The sequence below is a fragment of the Bradyrhizobium sp. P5_C12 genome, assembly GCF_054049735.1.
On record NZ_JBFULU010000013.1, the window covers coordinates 60,028 to 78,085 of the forward strand.

Here is an 18,058-nt window from a genome sequence, read left to right on the forward strand (position 1 = left end):
ATGCTTCAGTGACGAGGTCGGGGCAAACAGGAAACGCGGTCGTGTTGTCGGCACTCCAGGGACGCGTGAGCAATCGGCTGGCCCGGCATTTCCGCACCGCGCCGCACCGGCTGCCGGCGCATGCGCCGATGGTGAGCTTCACCTTCGATGATGCGCCCGACAGTGCCGCAGGCGAGGGTGCGCAGCTTCTGGAAGCGCACGGTGGACGCGGCACGTTCTATCTCGCCGGCAGCCTGATCGACCAGCCGGGAGACCACTGGCGCGGCCTGTCGAACGATGCGATCGTGCGGCTGCATCGCAGCGGGCACGAGATCGCCTGCCACACATTTTCGCACCTGCGCGCAGTCGATCTCGACGAGGCCGCCATGGCGCGCGAGATCGAGCGGAACCGCAGCTATTTTCGCGCTGTCGACTCCTCGATCACGCTGGAGAATTTTGCCTATCCGTATGGCCTCGCCTCGGTCTGGCGCAAACCGCAGCTCGCCAAAACCTTCCGCTCGGCGCGCGGCATCCTTCCCGGCGTCAACCGCGATGTCGTCGACCTCCAGTTCCTGCGCGCCTCGCCTCTGGTCGATTGCGAGATCGATAAGGCCGGCATCGACCGCTATTTCGACGAGGCGATCGCGAGCGGCGGCTGGCTGATCTTCTACGGCCATGACGTCGTGGATGCACCGAGCCCCTATGGCTGCACGCCGGCCCTGCTGCGCCACGCGCTGCAGGCGGCCAAGACGCGCAACATGCCGATCGTGACGGTCGCGGAAGCGCTGCGGCGGATCGGGGCGTAGCCTTTTCCTTCTCCCAGAGGGCCCTTTCACCTCTCCCCGCTTGCGGGGAGAGGTCGGATCGCATCGCCAGATGCGATTCGGGTGAGGGGGACTCTCCACGAGTCCGTCTGTCACCTCCCTTGCGGAGACTCCCCCTCACCCCGACCCTCTCCCCGCAAGCGGGGAGAGGGAGAAGATGGACTTGCCACGCCCGCGCCGTCATGCGACTGGCGTTGTGTCGAATCTCACGGCCCGGTCCTGTTCCGCCCATGTCCGCCCCCTCCACCGCCTCGCTGCCTGCATCCGCCGACGGCCGCGACGCGCTGTCGGTGCTGCATTCGGTGTTCGGCCTGCCGGGCTTTCGCGGGGCGCAGGGCGAGATCATCCGGCATGTCACCGAGGGCGGCAACTGCCTGGTCTTGATGCCGACCGGCGGCGGCAAGTCGCTGTGCTATCAATTGCCGTCTCTGCTGCGCCAGGGCTGCGGCATCGTGGTGTCGCCGCTGATCGCGCTGATGCGCGACCAGGTCGCGGGCCTGATCGAGGCGGGCGTCAATGCCGCCGCGCTGAACTCGTCGCTGACGCCACAAGAGGCCTCCGACATTGAGCGCCGCCTGATCGCGGGCGATCTCGATCTGCTCTATGTCGCGCCCGAGCGTCTGGTCACGCCGCGCTGCCTGTCGCTGCTGGCGCAGGCGAAGGTGGCGCTGTTCGCGATCGACGAAGCCCATTGCGTCTCGCAATGGGGCCATGATTTCCGCCCCGAATATGTCGGCCTCTCCATCATCGCCGAGCGCTTTCCGGACGTGCCGCGCATCGCGCTGACCGCGACCGCCGATGAATTGACGCGCAAGGAGATCGTCGAGCGGCTCCAGCTCGGGAGCAGTCCGCAGTTCGTCTCCAGCTTCGACCGCCCAAATATCCGCTACGAGATCGTCGACAAGCGCAACGCGGTGTCGCAGCTGAAGGACTTCATCCGGGAGCGCCATGCGGGCGACGCCGGCGTGGTCTATTGCCTGTCCCGCAACCGGGTGGAGGAAGTCGCCGCCGCGCTCGATGACGCCGGCATTCGGGCGTTGCCCTATCACGCCGGGCTCGATGGCAGCATCCGCTCGCGCAACCAGGACCGCTTCCTCAACGAGGACGGCATCGTCATCGTCGCGACCATCGCCTTCGGCATGGGTATCGACAAGCCGGACGTACGCTTCGTCGCCCATCTCGATCTGCCCAAGAGCATCGAGGCCTATTACCAGGAAACCGGGCGCGCCGGCCGCGACGGCAAGCCGTCCGCCGCCTGGATGGCCTATGGCCTCTCGGACATCGTGCAGCAGCGCCGCATGATCGATGAGTCCAGCGGCTCCGATGATTTCAAGCGGGTCTCGATTCGTAAGCTCGATGCGCTGGTCGGGCTCGCCGAGACCGCGCAGTGCCGGCGCAAGCGGCTGCTCGGCTATTTCGGCGAGGCCGTGCACGGCGAGACCTGCGGCAATTGCGACAACTGCCTGACGCCGCCAAAAATGCGCGACGGCAAGGTGCTGGCGCAAAAGCTGCTGTCCTGTGCCTATCGCACCGGGCAACGCTTCGGCGCCATGCATCTGATCGACGTGCTGATCGGACGCCTGACCGAGAAGGTGACGCAGTTCGGCCACGACAAGCTGTCGGTGTTCGGCATCGGGCGCGAGCTCAACGAGAAGCAGTGGCGCACCGTGCTGCGGCAGCTGGTGGCGATGGGGCATTTGCAGAGCGACAGCGAAGCCTATGGCGCGCTGAAGCTGACGGAGACCGCGCGCGGCGTGCTGCGCGGCGAGACCGACATATGGCTGCGCGAGGAGGCGCCCGGCACCCGCATCCGGTCAAGCCGTGCCAAGTCCCGCCGTGGCGATTTGGCGCCGGCGGCAAACGCGCCGCAAGGCGATGTCGATCCCGAATTGCGCGCGCGGCTGCGGGCCTGGCGTTCGGAGATCGCGCGCGAGCGCGGCGTGCCGGCCTATGTGGTGCTGCACGATGCCACCATCGACGGCATCGTCCGGGCCTGGCCGACCACGCTCGACGAATTGCGCAACGTGCCCGGCATCGGCGACAAGAAGCTCGAGCATTACGGGGATGAGCTGCTGCAGATCGTGCGGACGCGGTAAGCGTCCTCACCCGTAGCCCGGATGGAGCGCAGCGAAATCCGGGGCAGTCTTTCCATATCGTGCCAGTCCCGGATTGCGCTTCGCTCCATCCGGGCTATAGACACTCTCTCCACACGTCATCCCGGACAAGCGCAGCGAAGCGGAGCGCCGATCCGGGATCCATACCGCGTGATCTATCTTAGGGCAGGCGCGACGACGTTCTTCGCATAACCACTTCCTGTGGTTATGGGTCCCGGCCTTCGCCGGGACGACACCGAAGATGTGGCCACAGTCTAGGCCCTCACTCACCCATTCCTGAACGCATACCCGTAGCCGTTCAGCGCCGGTGCGCCGCCGAGATGGGCGTAGAGGATCTTGGCACCCTTCTCGAAATAGCCCTTCTGCGTCAGGTCGATCAGGCCCTGCATCGACTTGCCCTCGTAGACGGGGTCGGTGATCATGGCTTCGAGACGCGCGGTGAGGCGGATCGCTTCCTTGGTCTCCTCCGACGGCACGCCATAGGCGGGATACGCGTAGTCCTCGATCAGCACGACGTCGTCCGCGACGAGGTCCTTGCCGAGCTCGACGAGCTTGGCGGTGTTCTGCGCGATCGAGAGCACCTGCGCCTTGGTCTGCGCCGGCGTGAACGAGGCGTCGATGCCGATCACCTTTCGCGCGCGGCCGTCGGCGGCGAAGCCGACCAGCATGCCGGCATGCGTGGATCCGGTGACGGTACAGACGACGATGTAGTCGAACTTGAAGCCGAGCTCGGCTTCCTGCTTGCGCACCTCCTCGGCGAAGGCGACATAGCCGAGCCCGCCAAATTTATGCACGGAGGCGCCGGCGGGGATCGCGTAGGGCTTGCCGCCCGCGGCTTTCACCTCTTCGATCGCCTCTTCCCAGCTCTTGCGGATGCCGATGTCGAAGCCGTCGTCGACCAGGCGCACGTCGGCGCCCATGATGCGCGAGAGCATGATGTTGCCGACGCGGTCATAGACGGCGTCCTCGTGCGGCACCCAGGCTTCCTGCACCAGGCGGCACTTCATGCCGATCTTGGCGGCGACCGCCGCGACCATGCGGGTATGGTTCGACTGCACGCCGCCGATCGAGACCAGCGTGTCGGCGTTCGAGGCGATCGCGTCCGGGATGATGTATTCGAGCTTGCGCAGCTTGTTGCCGCCATAGGCGAGGCCGGAATTGCAGTCCTCGCGCTTGGCATAGATCTCGACATTGCCGCCGAGGTGCTTTGACAGCCGCTCCAGCTTCTCGATGGGCGTCGGACCGAAGGTCAGCGGATAGCGCGCGAATTTTTCCAGCATCAGAGGATCATCCCGATTGGCGTTGAGCTGGCCGTAGCGACTAGCATGCGCGGGGAGAAATGTGCTCTCGAATGCTGCGCCCGTATTGCAGGTTATCTTGCAAGATATGCCAATTAGGATAGTATTTCTTTCAGAATATTATCTAAAAGCGGAAGTTTCTTCCATGCCGTCCCGGCTAGATCGCGTCGATCTTAAGATATTGAGATTGCTGCAAAATAACGGCCGTCTCAGTAATGCGGAGCTGGCCGAAACCGTCGCCATCAGCCCCGCGACCTGCCATCGGCGCACCCAGCGCCTGTTCGAGGACGGCTTCATCGCCGCCGTCCGCGCCATGGTGGCGCCGAAGAAGGTGGCGAAGGGCACGCTGGTGATGGTCGGCGTCGTGCTGGACCGCTCGACGCCGGAAAGCTTCGCGATCTTCGAGCAGGCGATCGCCAAGCTGAAATTCGTGCTCGACTGCCATTTGGTCGCCGGGGATTTCGACTATTTCCTGAAGATCCGCGTCGGCGACATGGAGGATTTCAACCGTATCCATGGCGAGCAGCTGATCGCGCTGCCCGGCGTGCGCCAGACCCGCACCTTTTTCGTGATGAAGGAGGTCGTCGACAATGCGCCACTGGAGTTTTGAGCGGCGCGGACAGCGCGGCCCGTGGTAGTGAGAGGTACGCTGTCCAGGAATCGCTTGATGATGCCGATGCCCCCCTTCCGCCACCACGATCCGGCCGGACCGGCCTACCGGCGCGGCTGGGTCGACGAGGCCGTCGCCGCGATCGAGGCCGACCAGTGCCGCACGGCCGACACGCATTTGATCCGGCTGATCGTGCCGGCGCTATCAGGCATCGACATCTATCTGAAGGACGAGTCGACGCATCCGACCGGCAGCCTGAAGCACCGGCTGGCGCGCTCGCTGTTCCTCTACGCGCTCTGCAACGGCCACATCCGCGAAGGCACGCCCGTGGTCGAGGCCTCGTCGGGATCGACCGCGGTGTCGGAAGCCTATTTCGCGCAGATGATCGGCGTGCCCTTCTACGCCGTGATGCCGCGCACGACCTCGGCGGAGAAGATCGCCGCGATCGAGCATTATGGCGGCAACTGCCATCTGATCGACGATGGCCGCGCGCTCTATGCGGAGGCCGGCGCGCTCGCCGCCCGGCTGAACGGCCACTACATGGACCAGTTCACCTTCGCCGAGCGCGCCACCGATTGGCGCGGCAACAACAACATCGCCGAATCGATCTTCACGCAGTTGAAGGGCGAGCCGCACCCGTTGCCGGACTGGATCGTGATGGGCGCGGGCACCGGCGGCACCTCGGCGACCATCGGCCGCTATCTGCGCTATCGCCAGTATCCGTCCCGGCTGTGCGTCGCCGATGTCGAGCATTCCGCCTTCTTCGACTGCTTCCGCTCGCAGGACCGCTCTCGGACTTGCGAAAAACCTTCGCTGATCGAAGGCGTCGGCCGGCCGCGCTGCGAACCCTCCTTCGTGCCGGGCGTGGTCGACCGCATGATGAAGATCCCGGATGCGGCGTCGATCGCGGCGATGAACGTGCTGTCGCGCCGGCTGCGCCGCGCGGTCGGCGGTTCCACCGGCACCAATTTCCTGGCGCTGTGCCGGCTCGCCGCGGAGATGCGACAGGCGAACCAGACCGGATCATTGGTGACGCTGATCTGCGATTCCGGCGAGCGCTATCGGCAGACCTATTACGAGCCGGAATGGCTGAAGGCGCGCGGGCTCGATCCGGCGCCGGTCGAGGCGGCGTTGTCGTCGTTCCTCGAAACAGGCGAGCCCTTGAGGCTCGACGTCGACGACGTCGTCAATGCGCAAAGTGCATAATGCGCTGAGGCGATACGGCGGGCGCCAGTCACGGACGATCCTTGCCTTTGGGCCAGCGCGGACCACCCAGGCGCGTACAGTGGAGCAGATAGGGACCCTGTTCGCGCCATGCATCGGTCTTGGCAACCTCTTGCCATCCGCATTTTTCGGGATCTCGCTCAAAGTGCTTTGGTTTTGTTTCAATGAAAGGGCCTGTCTCCATTTCAATCTTGTCGATATTCCAATCGTAGACCAAGGCGGGCGCGCCGGGCTGGTGCGCATGACTTTCGAAGTAAAAGAATGGGTCTACTCCGATGAAGATTAGTCCTTCCAACCAGGCGTCCAGGCGAGCATTGTCAGGAGGCTTTCCGTCGCAATACATGAGCATGCCGGCGTCCAGTACCCACCAATCATCTTGTGCATGCACAACTTGGCCAACAACTTGGTAAGAACTCTCCACGATTTGCTTAAGTGATGGAGCTTTTTGGTCAAATCGACCGCACTTTGGAAGCGGGACTACCGGGTAGAATTCGAGCGCGAATGAGACGCTTGTCGCTTGAGCGAAATCGCCGTAGTTGCCGTCCTGAATAACCCAACTATCAAGTCCGACAATGAGATCGGTCATTCGATGACTCGTCGATAACCAATACTGGGACATAGCATGGTTGTGCGGACGTCTCTACACCACTTGTAAAATCGCACGACCGTCACGGCAACTTCACTTGCCTTGCATGCCTGTGCAAGCGACCGTCAGCCATTCTTAACGAGGAGACCCCCACCGTGCGCCTTCCCATTCTCGATCCGAAAGAGCTGACCGACGAACAGAAGCCGCTCTATGACGACATGCGGGCCGGCATCAAGGACCACTTCAAGGGTTTTGTGAACATGCGCGAGGACGGCGCGCTGCTCGGGCCCTGGAATCCCTGGATCCGCGAGCCGCGCTTCGGCAAGCCGGTGTGGGACCTGGTCAAGGCGATCGCGTCGAATCCGCTGCTGCCGGCAGCGGTGCGCGAGGTCGCGATCCTCGTCACCGGCTCGCATTTCCGCTCCGGCTACGAGCTCTATGCCCATGTGCTGGTCGCCGAGCAGCGCGGCCTCTCCGACGAGAAGCTCGCGACCATCGTGGCCGGACAGCGGCCGGTCGACCTGACCAAGCAGGAGGCGGTCGCCTATGACATGGCCTCCGCGCTGGTGAGCGGCGGCGTGCTGCCGGAGCTGACCTACCGGGCCGCAGTGAAGGAATTCGGCGAGCACGGTGCGGCCGAGCTGTCCTATCTCGTCGGCGTCTACTGCATGGTCTCGGTCACGCTCAACACGTTCGACGTGCCGGTGCCGGACTAGACGTGCGGTGCGATCACTCCGCCGCCTTGTTCATGGGCGGCGGCGGTCAGTTGCGCACGGCGTAAAGCGGCGTTCGCAGCGTCACCTGGTAGGACGGCTTCGGCATCCATGCAATCTGGGCAGTGATGCCGAACAGGCGGTTGTCGTTGTCGTCCATGCGATCGAGGTCGAGCCGCAGGATCGGCTGGGTGAAGGACTGCGCAAGCGCGCGGTTGACGCGCTGCGCGCCGCCGAACGACTGCACGCCGAGGCGGCCGGTGAACTTCCAGTTGCTTGGCCATTGGTAATAGCCGCCGGCATAGACGATCGTGTTCGGCCTGATCCTGGCGACCGAGCTGGCAATGTCGGTGGAGGTGTACTGCACGCCGGCAAGCCAGCCCCGCGTCTCGTCCTCGTCCAGCGCGTAGTCGAATTCCAGGATGTTGTTGAACGAATTCGTCATGCCGGGCTCGTTGGGCACCGACTGCGTCAGGGTGGATTGCAGCGTGATCGTCGGGATCCTCCCGCCGTTCTGCTGGTAGAGGTCGGCCTGCACGCCGATGTTCCAGCTCGTGATGTCGAACGTCGACCAGCCGCCGCCGATGTCCGTCGTCGTCCCGGACACGCCGCCATAGAGCGACACGCTATCGTTGACATCGACGGTCAGCKGCAGATCGACGGCAATCAATTTTGCAGCCGGCAATCCGTTCGGCAGCGCATCGCCTCTGCGCGCCGCCAGCGCCGCGAACGCGGCCGACAGCGATGTATTGCCGAAGCCGAGCCCGAGCGTTCCCGCCGGGATCGTCGCATAGGTCGTGCGCAGATCGAGATAGATGTTCGGAACAGCCGGCTTCGCGGCTGCGTCCTCGTCAGAGGCGAAGGCGCCGCCTGCCGACGCCATCAGGCAGACCAATCCGCTTGCGAAAGCGCGCCGCGCCGGGTGGGACGATTGGCTGCGATGAGACACGTGACGATCCGACGCGTGGCGCCCCGATGGCGGAACAGCTCGTTAGATGGAACGTGATCGTTGGGATGGTCAAGCGCTATCCGCAGGCGATGGACTGGGCGGATGTGCGCGGTTATTCTCGCGTGAACGCACTGACACACTCGCCCGCCAGAGTGCAGGCCGGACCATGAAGGACGACCGCCATGAATACGTCACGCCGCATCCTGCTCGCCGGAATCGCGGGGCTCGCCGTGGCTCCAGCCACCGTGGCCATCGCGACGCCGGCGCCCGTGACCGACGATACGACGGTGGCCGAAGAGCGCTTTGCTCGGATGATCGCGGCGGCACATGCGCCCGACGTCACCTGCACGCGCCAGGCCGAGCGCTACGCGGACGCGCATTGGCCGGAATACATCGTGGCGGCAAGAGCCGTGCTCGACGCGCGGGCGTAGTTCTTTCTTCCCCTCTCCCCCTGTGGGAGAGGGACATGGCGCCCCTCATTTCTCCACAGCCCGCCGCACCTGTTCGCCGATCTGCGATAGCACGAGCTGCGCCTGCGGCAGGATCGCGCCCATGGCGTGGAAATTGTGAACCATGCCATCGTGGCCGACATGCTCGACCGCGACGCCCGCGGCGAGCAGCTTGCGCGCATAGGCATTGCCTTCGTCGCGCATCGGATCGAACTCCGCGGTGTGGATGATCGCCGTCGGCAGGCCGGCAAGCCGCGTTGCGCGCAGGGGCGAGATGCGGGGGTCGGCGGCATCGACGCCGTCGGGCACATAGTCGGCGAGATCGGCCTCGATGGTGATGCGGTCGATCAGATGTCCCTCGGCAAATTCCTCGCGCGAAGGCGAGGTCTCCTCGAAATCCAGCACCGGGCAGATCAGGCATTGCGCGACGATCGAGAGGCCTGCGCTTTGCTGCGCCTCCTGGCATACGATCGCGGMTAGCGTCGCACCGGCAGAATCGCCGCCGACCACCAGCCGCTCGGCGTCGATGCCGAGCGAGGAGGCTTCGCGTGCGACCCATTCGGTGGCGGCGATCGCGTCGTCGACGGCGGCGGGGAATTTGTGCTCGGGCGCAAGCCGGTAGTCGACCGAGACCAGGCGGCAGCCGGTCACATGCGCAAGCCCGGCAGCGATGCGGTCGTGCGTGGCAATACTGCCGGCGACGAGGCCGCCGCCATGGAAGAACACGAAGCCCGGCGCGCGCTCCCCGGCGCTCGCGGGCACATAGAGGCGGTAGGGCAGTTCGCCGCCGGAGCCGGGCAGCGTACCGTCGGACGCCGTCACACCCGGCGCGTCAGCGCGCGCAAACTGCATCAGCTTCGCCAGCGACTGTCGCCGCGCCTCCACGCCCGGCCGGCTCCGCGCCTGCGGCGTCGCGGCAGCCATCATGGTCAACAAACGCTTTGCAAGCGGATCGAGCGGCATGGGGCCTCCGTAGCTTGGTCGGTACTATAACCGGTTTGCTCTGTCTTACCCCCTCCAGGGGAGGGTGAAAGCCCGCAGCAAATCGTTTAGAAATTGGGACAATAGTGCCTGGATATTTCCAAGGGGAGGCCGGTCATGGCCGAGATCAAGAAAGCCATCGAATATTCGCCGAGCTGGACCTTCTTCGAGGGCGAATGGCACGACGGCAACGTGCCGATCATGGGCCCGCGCACGCATGCCGCCTGGCTCGGCTCGGTCGTGTTCGACGGCGCGCGCGCGTTCGAGGGTGTTGCGCCCGATCTCGACCGTCACGTCGCCCGCGCCAATCAGTCCGCGATCAATTTTGGCCTGAAGCCGGTGGTCGATGCCGGCACCTGGCTCACGCTCGCAAAAGAAGGCATTGCGCGCTTCGGAGCCAATGCCGAGCTCTATGTCCGCCCGATGTATTGGGCGCAGAACGGTTCAGGCGGTGGCGTGCTGTTCGACCCCGAGACCACCAATTGGTGCCTGTGCATCTACGAGGCGCCGATGCCGAAGCCGGTCGGCAACGCGATCACGCTATCGCCGTTCCGCAGGCCGACGGCCGAATGCGCGCCGGTCGAGGCCAAGGCGGCCTGTCTCTATCCGAACAATTCGCGCGCGCTGGCGGAGGCCGCCTCGCGCGGCTTCCAGAACGCGCTGATGCTCGACATGCTCGGCAACGTCGCGGAGTTCGGCAATTCCAACGTGTTCATGGCCAAGGACGGCGTGGTCTACACGCCGGTGCCGAACGGCACCTTCCTCAACGGCATCACGCGCCAGCGCGTGATCGGCCTGCTCCGCGCCGACGGCGTCACCGTGGTCGAGAAGACGCTGCGCTATGCGGACTTCGTCGCCGCCGACGAGATCTTCTCCACCGGCAATTTCGCCAAGGTCGCGCCCGTGATCCGCATCGACGAGCGCGAGCTGAAACCGGGTCCGTTCTACACCAGGGCGCGCAAGCTCTATTGGGACTTTGCGCATGCGGTGAAGCTGGCGGCGTAGGCTCGCATACGCGCCAAGGACTCCGCTGTCATCGTCCGCGAAGGCGGACGATCCAGTATTCCAGAGGCAGCAGTGATTGATCCGATGGGCCGCGGCGTACTGGATGCCCCGCCGGAGCCTGTCATCGGGCTCGGCGAAGGCGAGACCCGGTGGCGGGGCATGACAGCTACCTCTTAGCCGCGCCTCCGAAACCGGCTGAACTGAAACGCCTGCGCCGAATTCCACGGCGTGTGATGTGTCTCGCTACGCGACTCGACCAGCGCGAACTCCGGCCCGAGCTCCGCTGAAAGACTCGCGCTGTCATGGCGCTGCACCGGCAGACCGCTGCATTTCTCCGGACCGTCGGGTGCGAACGTGGCGATGATGACGTGGCCGCCGTGCGCAACCGCCGACCGCAGGCGCTCGACATAGGCGGCCCTGTCGCGCGGATCGGTCAGGAAGTGGAATGCCGCGCGGTCGTGCCACACCTCGAAGCGTCGCGCCGGATGCCATGTCGTCACATCGGCGACGATCCAGTCGACCCCCGCGGCGGCCTGGCCGATTCGCTGCCTGGCTGCGTCGAGCGCATTGGCGGAGATGTCCAGCACGGCGAGGTCGCGATATCCCTCCTGCAACAGGCGATCGACCAGCCGCGACGCGCCGCCGCCGATATCGATGATGGCCGCGTCATGATCCGGATTCGCGGCCCTGATCATCTCGAGCGAGATCGCCGGGCTGTCCTGAAACCAGCTCACCTCGGCCTCGCCCTTGGTGGCGTAGACCTTGTCCCAATGGGTGCTGCGGTCGGACATGGCGGCTTCTCCAGCGTCGTCCTGGCGAAAGCCAGGACCTCCGCGCGAGCGCTTGCGCTCGTCGCAATTACCCCAGGAAGCAGTTTGGCGATGATTTGCCGTTCGGTACTGCTGTCGATCTTGACCGACAGATCACGCGGTATGCGTCCTGGCATTCGCCAGGACGACATTATGAAATGACTGGCGCAGAATCGCCAGGCAAACGCTCGCGGCAGGCGGCCGCGCTGAGGCGAACGAGAGGACTTACTCTTCCTTCTTCGACATCCGCTCGAGGCGCTCCTGCATCTCCTTCATCTGCTGGCGCAGATCGTCGATGTTGGCGTCCTTCGCCGGCTCGGCGGTCGCATCCGGCTCCGGCTCGGCGGCTGTCGCCGGGCGGCCTGGGACGAAGGGCTTGAACATCGAGAAAGTCTGCTGGAACAGCTCCATGTTGCGGCGGACCTGTTCCTCCAGCGGCGCAAACGGGGTTCCGGAGAGCGAGTTGGCGATCTGCTTGCGGAACTTCTCCTGCTCCTGGGTCAGCGTTGCGATCGACTGCTCCAGATATTTCGGCACCACCATCTGCATGCTGTCGCCGTAGAAGCGGATGAGCTGGCGCAGGAAGGTGGTCGGCAACAGGTTCTGGCCGGCCTTGTTCTCCTGCTCGAAGATGATCTGGGCGAGCACGGAGCGGGTGATGTCGTCGCCGGTCTTGGCGTCGTAGACCAGGAAATCTTCGCCGTCCTTGACCATGGCGGCGAGGTCTTCCAGCGTCACGTAAGTACTCGTTCCGGTGTTATAGAGCCGGCGGTTCGCGTATTTCTTGATGGTGGTGGGTTGGTCTGATTTCGCCATGGGCTCTCACTTGCAAACGCTGAGAACGGGAACCTGCAGGGCCAATGCCGCAGGGCGGGAAGAGTACGCAACGCAACAAAATAAGCATTTTCAACGGGCTCACGCTACCGTTTTGTGCGGCACGGTTAATTGCACAGCAAAAACGTGCTTGCGAAATCGCCAAGAACGCTATTTTGGATGCGCTGCGGCATGAATTCGGTCACCAGCCGATTGACATGCCTCAACGACGTTAACAGGATGCCGTTCGAGACTGGCGAGCCGTTTCCCAGCCCCGTCTGCCCCCTATCAACCCCAGGAGATGCCCATGTCAGACGATGTCGTCATCGTCAGCGCCGCCCGCACCCCGGTCGGAAGCTTCAACGGAGCGTTCGCGACCCTTCCCGCCCATGACCTCGGCGCCATCGCCATCAAGGCCGCGCTGGAGCGTGGTGGCATCGAGCCCGGCCGGGTTTCCGAAGTCATCATGGGCCAGATCCTGACCGCCGCTCAGGGCCAGAACCCGGCCCGCCAGGCCTCGATTGCCGCTGGCATTCCGGTCGAAAGCCCGGCCTGGGGCGTGAACCAGCTTTGCGGCTCGGGCCTGCGCACCGTCGCGCTCGGCTATCAGGCTCTGCTCAACGGAGATTCCGAGATCGTCGTCGCCGGCGGCCAGGAATCCATGAGCATGGCTCCGCACGCCCAGTACCTGCGCGGCGGCGTCAAGATGGGCCCGGTCGAGTTCGTCGACACCATGATCAAGGACGGCCTGTGGGATGCCTTCAACGGCTACCACATGGGCAACACCGCCGAGAACGTCGCGCGCCAGTGGCAGATCACCCGCGCCCAGCAGGACGAGTTCGCGGTCGCCTCGCAGCAGAAGGCCGAGGCCGCGCAGAAGGCCGGCAAGTTCAACGACGAGATCGTTCCCGTCACCATCAAGACCCGCAAGGGCGACATCGTCGTCAGCGCCGACGAATATCCGCGCCATGGTGCAACGCTCGACGGGATGGCGAAGCTCAAGCCAGCTTTCGAGAAGGAAGGCACGGTCACCGCCGGTTCGGCCTCCGGCATCAATGATGGCGCCGCCGCCGTTGTGCTGATGACCGCGAAGCAGGCTGCCAAGGAAGGCAAGAAGCCGCTCGCGCGCATCGTGTCGTGGGCGCAGGCCGGCGTCGATCCGAAGATCATGGGCTCTGGCCCGATCCCGGCCTCGCGTGCCGCGCTGAAGAAGGCCGGCTGGAATGTCGGCGACCTCGACCTGATCGAGGCCAACGAGGCCTTCGCGGCGCAGGCCTGTGCCGTCAACAAGGACCTCGGCTGGGACACCTCCAAGGTCAACGTCAACGGCGGCGCGATCGCGATCGGCCATCCGGTCGGCGCCTCCGGCGCGCGCGTGCTGGTGACGCTGCTGCATGAGATGCAGAAGCGCGATTCGAAGAAGGGCCTTGCCACGCTGTGCATCGGCGGCGGCATGGGCATTGCGATGTGCATCGCGCGCGACTGAAGACAGCCTGCGCGTAACTTGCGCGTGCGCTGCACACACGACTGAGTGCGTTGCACGCGATTAAAAAGGCGGCGGTTGCAAATCAAATATTCTTCGCAACCGCGCACGCCTCGACTAAAGAGAAACGCCCGGCTCGACGCCGGGCGTTTTGTTCTTGATGTCCGTCAAACGTCCCGCATAATCCGCATCTAAAAACGATCACTCAGAAACGTCCGAAGAGTCCAAGGGAAGGAATACGATATGGCACGTGTTGCATTGGTGACGGGTGGTACGCGGGGCATCGGAGCGGCGATCAGCAAGGCGCTGCAGGCGGCCGGCTACAAGGTCGCGGCGAGCTATGCGGGCAATGATACTGCGGCGGAGAAGTTCAAGGCCGAGACCGGCATCGCCGTCTACAAATGGGACGTCAGCAATTTCGACGCCTGCGCCGAGGGCGTGAAGAAGGTCGAGGCCGAGGTCGGCCCGATCGATGTGCTCGTCAACAATGCCGGCATCACCAAGGACGGCGCCTTCCACAAGATGAGCCTCGAGCAATGGAATGCCGTGATCGGCACCAATCTCGGCTCGCTGTTCAACATGTCGCGGCAGGTCATCGAAGGCATGCGCGGGCGCAAGTTCGGCCGCATCGTCAACATCTCCTCGATCAACGGACAGAAGGGCCAATTCGGCCAGGTGAACTATTCCGCGGCCAAGGCCGGCGAGATCGGCTTCACCAAGGCCTTGGCGCTGGAGAACGCCAAGGGCGGCGTCACCGTCAACGCGATCTGCCCGGGCTACATCAACACCGAGATGGTGCAGGCGGTGCCGAAGGACGTGCTGGAAAAAGCGATCCTGCCGCTGATCCCGATCGGCCGCCTGGGGGAGCCCGAGGAGATCGCGCGCGCGGTCGTGTTCCTGGCCGCCGACGAGGCCGGCGCCATCACCGGCTCGACGCTGACCGTCAACGGCGGTCAGTACATGGTGTGATGCAATCGCATCACGCTGGCTGATATTGGCGAAGTCGTCATGCCCGGGCTTGTCCCGGGCATGGTGCACTGTCATTCCGGGGCGGCTCGAAGAGCCGATCCCGGAATCTCGAGATTCCGGGTCTGGCGCTGTCGCGCCATGCCGGAATGACGAGGTAATTTCTAAATGACTCCCCGCACCGCGACGCTGATCGGATTGACCGCCATCCTGATGTGGTCGCTGCTCTCGGTGATGACGGTGGCGACCGGAAAAATCCCGGCCTTTCAGCTTGCCGCGATGACGTTCGCGATCGGCGGTCTCGTCGGCCTCCTCACCTGGATCGGCCGCGGCGAGGCGGCCAGGAGCCTGCGCCAGCCGCTCGTGGTATGGGTCGTCGGCGTCGGCGGATTGTTCGGCTATCACGCGCTCTATTTCCTCGCGCTGCGCTTCGCGCCGCCGGCCGAAGCTGGCCTTTTGAATTATCTYTGGCCGCTGTTGATCGTGCTGTTCTCGTCGTTCCTGCCCGGCGAGCGGCTTGCCATGCACCACATCGTTGGTGCCGTGCTCGGCCTCGTCGGCACCGTGCTGCTGTTCGCCGGAAACACCTCCGGCTTCGCGCCGGGGCAATTGCCGGGGCTGATCGCGGCGTTCGTCGCCGCCTTCGTCTGGGCGACCTATTCGGTGCTGTCGCGGCGACTGAAGGCGGTGCCGACGGATGCGGTCGCGGGATTCTGCCTTGCCACGGCAGTGCTGGCTGCGCTGATGCATGCCGTGCTGGAAACCACCGTGTGGCCGGAGACCACGCTGCAATGGCTTTCCGTCATCGCGCTCGGCATCGGCCCGGTGGGGGCGGCGTTCTATGCCTGGGACATCGGCATGAAGCGCGGCGACATCCGCGTGCTCGGCGCCGCCTCCTATGCAACGCCGCTGCTATCGACCGGCTTTCTCATCGCCGCCGGCTTCGCCAAGGCCAGCGCCAACATCGCCATCGCCGCGATCCTGATCGCCGGCGGCGGCCTGATTGCGGCAAAGGACATGGTGCTGCGGAAACGATGACTGTCATTCCGGGGCGCACGAAGTGCGAACTCGGAATCCATTTATCCGCGTCGATGGTGGCGAGATAGATTCCGGGTTCGCCGCTTGCGCGGCGCCCCGGAATGACGGTGTGGCCCTACGGCTCCCAGCCCTTCGGCGCCAGCTCGAACTTTGCGAACTCGAACGCGGGGGCCACGGAGCAGCCGACCAGCGTCCACTCGCCAGTGGTTTCCGCCATCTGCCAGGCGTCTGCCGGCACGATGGCCTGCGGCCGCTCGCCGCTCATGAGATCGGTGCCGAGGCGCACCACGTGCTGGGAGCAGCCATCATGGGCGATGCGCAGCGTCAGCGGGCTGCCGGCATAATAGTGCCAGCTCTCGACCGCATCGATGCGATGCCAGTGCGAACGCTCGCCGCGCGCCAGCAGGAAATAGATCAGGGTCGAGCGCGAACGGCCATTGGCGTCCGTGGTCTGGTCGCGAAACGTCTCGCGATAGTGGCCGCCTTCGGGATGCGGTCGGAGTTCAAGGCGCGCGATGATCTCGGCTGCGGTTGGCATCGATCCCCGTCAGGACTTGTTCTTGCGCTCGCGCAGCTCGCCGAATACCGCCGCTGCATCCGCCCCCCGCATGTGTAGCCTGGTCGCGACCGAGAGTTCATCGGCCCGCAGGAACACGTTTGCTCGCTTCTCATCACCAAGCAGTGACGGAATGGTCGGCTTGTCCTCGGCCCGCAGCTTCGCCACCTCCGCCGCGCGCGCCTGGAGCGCCGGATTGTCGGGATCGATGCTGAGCGCGAACTTGACGTTGGAGGCGGTGTATTCGTGGCCGCAATAGAGCTTGAAGTCGTCGGGCAGGGCGCGCAGCTTCAACAGCGAATCCCACATCATCGGGTAGTCGCCTTCGAACACGCGGCCGCAGCCGATCGAGAACAGCGTATCGGCGGCGAACAGCGTCTTCTCGTTGTCGAACACGTAGGAGATGTGGTCGAGCGTGTGGCCGGGCGTTTCCAGCACGCGCCCCAGCAAATTGCCGACCTTGACCACGTCGGCATTGGCGACGCGCAAATCGACGTTGGCGATCTTCGTCGTCTTGTCATGCGGCGCGACGACGCGGCAATTATATTTCTGCTTGAGTTCGGCGACCCCGCCGACATGATCGCCGTGATGATGGGTGATCAGGATGTCGGTGAGCTGCCAGCCCTCGCGCTCCAGCGCCTTGAGGATGGGACCGGCCTCCGGCGCGTCGATCGAGGCCGTCGCCTTGGTTTCCACATCGTGGATCAAATAGCCGAAATTGTCGTTTAAACAGGTGAAAGTACGAATTTCGGCGGCCATGACATCTCCATCGGGCTCAGCCCCGCCAGACAAATATGGCGTTAACGTTGCGCAGGCAATGCAATATTCGGCGCGCGGCGGCCGCCTCGCGCGTGTTACATTACCGTCATGACCATCGACGTCGTCGATCTTCGCGAGTTCTATTCCCGCCGCCTCGGGATCGTGGCGCGGCAGATGATCAATCGTGGCATCCGGGAGCGCTGGGCGAGCGCCGAGGGCCAGCGCGTGCTCGGCATCGGCTATCCCACGCCCTATCTCGGGTTGTTCCGCGAGGATGCGGAGCGCTGCATCGCATTCATGCCGGCGGCGCAGGGCGTCTTGAAATGGCCGACCGGGCGCCCGGCGCTGGCCTCGCTGGTCGACGAATTCTCGCTGCCGCTGCCGGACGCCGCGGTCGACCGCATCCTGCTGGTCCATGCGCTGGAGATGTCGGATGACCCGGCCGCGCTGCTGCGCGAGGTCTGGCGGGTGCTCTCGCCATCCGGCCGCGTCATGGCGGTGATCCCGAACCGGCGGGGGGTGTGGACCCGCTCGGACAACACGCCATTCGGTCACGGCCGGCCCTATTCGCGCTCGCAGATCACCGACCTGCTGCGCCAGACCTGGTTCACGCCGACCGCCTGGGGCGAGGCGCTGTTCATGCCGCCTTATGCCGGTGGCTGGGTGCTGAAATCGGCGCAGATGTGGGAGCGCGCCGGTGCGGCATTGTCGCTGCCCTTTGCCGGCGTGCACATCGTCGAGGCCACCAAGCAGGTCTATCGCGCGATCCCGGCCAAGCGCGAGCGGGCGCGGCTGATTCCCTCCTTGAAGCCGGTACTGGTGCCGTCTTCCACGACGGTGACGCACACCTGAAAGCAAATCGTCCCGGCGGAGCCGGGACGATGCAATTCAGAACATCGAAA

The 18,058-nt window shown here is 64.7% G+C and carries 19 protein-coding genes; 11 read left to right on the plus strand and 8 right to left on the minus strand.

What is annotated here, in order from left to right; translation table 11 throughout:
* Positions 1–41 precede the first annotated feature (41 nt).
* On the plus strand, positions 42–785 hold the full coding sequence (locus ACXJMY_RS14360; protein ID WP_456619994.1) for a polysaccharide deacetylase family protein: 744 nt from the start codon (positions 42–44) through the stop codon (positions 783–785).
* 248 nt (positions 786–1,033) lie between these two features.
* The gene (gene recQ, locus ACXJMY_RS14365; RefSeq protein WP_456619995.1) at positions 1,034–2,899 is read left to right on the plus strand and encodes a DNA helicase RecQ; all 1,866 of its coding nucleotides are present in this window, start codon (positions 1,034–1,036) and stop codon (positions 2,897–2,899) included.
* Between the two features lie 284 nt (positions 2,900–3,183).
* Here the strand turns inward: recQ and ACXJMY_RS14370 are convergent, their stop codons facing one another.
* Positions 3,184–4,197 (minus strand): 1-aminocyclopropane-1-carboxylate deaminase, encoded by a 1,014-nt coding sequence (locus ACXJMY_RS14370; protein ID WP_456619996.1) that lies wholly within the window; start codon positions 4,195–4,197, stop codon positions 3,184–3,186.
* A gap of 163 nt (positions 4,198–4,360) precedes the next feature.
* Here ACXJMY_RS14370 and ACXJMY_RS14375 point away from each other — a divergent pair, with 163 nt between their 5' ends.
* The gene (locus ACXJMY_RS14375; protein ID WP_456619997.1) at positions 4,361–4,825 is read left to right on the plus strand and encodes an Lrp/AsnC family transcriptional regulator; all 465 of its coding nucleotides are present in this window, start codon (positions 4,361–4,363) and stop codon (positions 4,823–4,825) included.
* Positions 4,826–4,882: 57 nt separating this feature from the next.
* Positions 4,883–6,031, plus strand: a complete 1,149-nt coding sequence (locus ACXJMY_RS14380; RefSeq protein WP_456619998.1) for a PLP-dependent cysteine synthase family protein — start codon at positions 4,883–4,885, stop codon at positions 6,029–6,031.
* Positions 6,032–6,059: 28 nt separating this feature from the next.
* Here the strand turns inward: ACXJMY_RS14380 and ACXJMY_RS14385 are convergent, their stop codons facing one another.
* Positions 6,060–6,635 carry a hypothetical protein gene (locus ACXJMY_RS14385; RefSeq protein WP_456619999.1) on the minus strand — a complete coding sequence of 192 codons (576 nt, stop codon included), beginning with the start codon at positions 6,633–6,635 and terminating at the stop codon, positions 6,060–6,062.
* A gap of 155 nt (positions 6,636–6,790) precedes the next feature.
* Between ACXJMY_RS14385 and ACXJMY_RS14390 the strand changes: the two genes are divergently transcribed.
* The gene (locus tag ACXJMY_RS14390) at positions 6,791–7,351 is read left to right on the plus strand and encodes a carboxymuconolactone decarboxylase family protein (RefSeq protein ID WP_456620000.1); all 561 of its coding nucleotides are present in this window, start codon (positions 6,791–6,793) and stop codon (positions 7,349–7,351) included.
* 46 nt (positions 7,352–7,397) lie between these two features.
* On the opposite strand, the gene ACXJMY_RS14395 is transcribed toward ACXJMY_RS14390, so the two are convergent.
* Positions 7,398–8,231, minus strand: coding sequence for a hypothetical protein (locus ACXJMY_RS14395; protein WP_456620001.1), 834 nt, complete (start codon positions 8,229–8,231; stop codon positions 7,398–7,400).
* A gap of 248 nt (positions 8,232–8,479) precedes the next feature.
* Between ACXJMY_RS14395 and ACXJMY_RS14400 the strand changes: the two genes are divergently transcribed.
* Entirely contained in the window at positions 8,480–8,728 is a 249-nt protein-coding gene (locus tag ACXJMY_RS14400; protein WP_456620002.1) for a hypothetical protein, read from the plus strand.
* 45 nt (positions 8,729–8,773) lie between these two features.
* On the opposite strand, the gene ACXJMY_RS14405 is transcribed toward ACXJMY_RS14400, so the two are convergent.
* Complete coding sequence (locus ACXJMY_RS14405) at positions 8,774–9,709, minus strand: alpha/beta hydrolase (protein ID WP_456620003.1); 936 nt, start codon at positions 9,707–9,709, stop codon at positions 8,774–8,776.
* Positions 9,710–9,844: 135 nt separating this feature from the next.
* On the opposite strand from ACXJMY_RS14405, the gene ACXJMY_RS14410 reads away from it, so the two are divergent.
* Entirely contained in the window at positions 9,845–10,732 is an 888-nt protein-coding gene (locus ACXJMY_RS14410) for a branched-chain amino acid aminotransferase (protein ID WP_456620004.1), read from the plus strand.
* 173 nt (positions 10,733–10,905) lie between these two features.
* Here the strand turns inward: ACXJMY_RS14410 and ACXJMY_RS14415 are convergent, their stop codons facing one another.
* Both ACXJMY_RS14415 and phaR read right to left on the minus strand, forming a co-directional pair.
* Entirely contained in the window at positions 10,906–11,523 is a 618-nt protein-coding gene (locus ACXJMY_RS14415; protein WP_456620005.1) for a class I SAM-dependent methyltransferase, read from the minus strand.
* Between the two features lie 243 nt (positions 11,524–11,766).
* Positions 11,767–12,357, minus strand: a complete 591-nt coding sequence (gene phaR, locus ACXJMY_RS14420) for a polyhydroxyalkanoate synthesis repressor PhaR (RefSeq protein WP_456620006.1) — start codon at positions 12,355–12,357, stop codon at positions 11,767–11,769.
* 304 nt (positions 12,358–12,661) lie between these two features.
* On the opposite strand from phaR, the gene ACXJMY_RS14425 reads away from it, so the two are divergent.
* The 3 genes from ACXJMY_RS14425 to yddG all read left to right on the plus strand — a co-directional run bounded on the left by ACXJMY_RS14425 (position 12,662) and on the right by yddG (position 15,841).
* The gene (locus ACXJMY_RS14425) at positions 12,662–13,840 is read left to right on the plus strand and encodes an acetyl-CoA C-acetyltransferase (protein ID WP_456620007.1); all 1,179 of its coding nucleotides are present in this window, start codon (positions 12,662–12,664) and stop codon (positions 13,838–13,840) included.
* Between the two features lie 240 nt (positions 13,841–14,080).
* On the plus strand, positions 14,081–14,806 hold the full coding sequence (gene phbB / locus ACXJMY_RS14430) for an acetoacetyl-CoA reductase (RefSeq protein WP_456620008.1): 726 nt from the start codon (positions 14,081–14,083) through the stop codon (positions 14,804–14,806).
* Between the two features lie 165 nt (positions 14,807–14,971).
* Positions 14,972–15,841: an aromatic amino acid exporter YddG gene (yddG, locus tag ACXJMY_RS14435; protein ID WP_456620009.1), complete on the plus strand. Its 870-nt coding sequence runs from the start codon at positions 14,972–14,974 to the stop codon at positions 15,839–15,841.
* 115 nt (positions 15,842–15,956) lie between these two features.
* Here the strand turns inward: yddG and ACXJMY_RS14440 are convergent, their stop codons facing one another.
* Together ACXJMY_RS14440 and gloB are read right to left on the minus strand one after the other, a co-directional pair.
* Positions 15,957–16,379: a cupin domain-containing protein gene (locus ACXJMY_RS14440; protein WP_456620010.1), complete on the minus strand. Its 423-nt coding sequence runs from the start codon at positions 16,377–16,379 to the stop codon at positions 15,957–15,959.
* A 9-nt stretch (positions 16,380–16,388) separates the two neighbouring features.
* On the minus strand, positions 16,389–17,156 hold the full coding sequence (gloB, locus tag ACXJMY_RS14445; RefSeq protein WP_456620011.1) for a hydroxyacylglutathione hydrolase: 768 nt from the start codon (positions 17,154–17,156) through the stop codon (positions 16,389–16,391).
* Between the two features lie 108 nt (positions 17,157–17,264).
* Here gloB and ACXJMY_RS14450 point away from each other — a divergent pair, with 108 nt between their 5' ends.
* A complete protein-coding gene (locus tag ACXJMY_RS14450) occupies positions 17,265–18,008 on the plus strand; it encodes a class I SAM-dependent methyltransferase (protein WP_456620012.1) in 744 nt (247 codons plus the stop codon).
* Positions 18,009–18,058: the final 50 nt, after the last annotated feature.

What these genes read in the sequence shown, in the direction of transcription:
- ACXJMY_RS14440 (WP_456620010.1), bottom strand. Translation starts at nt 16,379, where the DNA reads ATGCCAACCGCAGCCGAGATCATCGCGCGCCTTGAACTCCGACCGCAT.
- ACXJMY_RS14375 (WP_456619997.1), top strand. Translation starts at nt 4,361, where the DNA reads ATGCCGTCCCGGCTAGATCGCGTCGATCTTAAGATATTGAGATTGCTG.
- phaR (WP_456620006.1), bottom strand. Translation starts at nt 12,357, where the DNA reads ATGGCGAAATCAGACCAACCCACCACCATCAAGAAATACGCGAACCGC.
- ACXJMY_RS14410 (WP_456620004.1), top strand. Translation starts at nt 9,845, where the DNA reads ATGGCCGAGATCAAGAAAGCCATCGAATATTCGCCGAGCTGGACCTTC.
- ACXJMY_RS14385 (WP_456619999.1), bottom strand. Translation starts at nt 6,635, where the DNA reads ATGACCGATCTCATTGTCGGACTTGATAGTTGGGTTATTCAGGACGGC.
- ACXJMY_RS14425 (WP_456620007.1), top strand. Translation starts at nt 12,662, where the DNA reads ATGTCAGACGATGTCGTCATCGTCAGCGCCGCCCGCACCCCGGTCGGA.
- ACXJMY_RS14370 (WP_456619996.1), bottom strand. Translation starts at nt 4,197, where the DNA reads ATGCTGGAAAAATTCGCGCGCTATCCGCTGACCTTCGGTCCGACGCCC.
- ACXJMY_RS14450 (WP_456620012.1), top strand. Translation starts at nt 17,265, where the DNA reads ATGACCATCGACGTCGTCGATCTTCGCGAGTTCTATTCCCGCCGCCTC.
- phbB (WP_456620008.1), top strand. Translation starts at nt 14,081, where the DNA reads ATGGCACGTGTTGCATTGGTGACGGGTGGTACGCGGGGCATCGGAGCG.
- gloB (WP_456620011.1), bottom strand. Translation starts at nt 17,156, where the DNA reads ATGGCCGCCGAAATTCGTACTTTCACCTGTTTAAACGACAATTTCGGC.
- ACXJMY_RS14380 (WP_456619998.1), top strand. Translation starts at nt 4,883, where the DNA reads ATGATGCCGATGCCCCCCTTCCGCCACCACGATCCGGCCGGACCGGCC.
- ACXJMY_RS14415 (WP_456620005.1), bottom strand. Translation starts at nt 11,523, where the DNA reads ATGTCCGACCGCAGCACCCATTGGGACAAGGTCTACGCCACCAAGGGC.
- recQ (WP_456619995.1), top strand. Translation starts at nt 1,034, where the DNA reads ATGTCCGCCCCCTCCACCGCCTCGCTGCCTGCATCCGCCGACGGCCGC.
- ACXJMY_RS14400 (WP_456620002.1), top strand. Translation starts at nt 8,480, where the DNA reads ATGAATACGTCACGCCGCATCCTGCTCGCCGGAATCGCGGGGCTCGCC.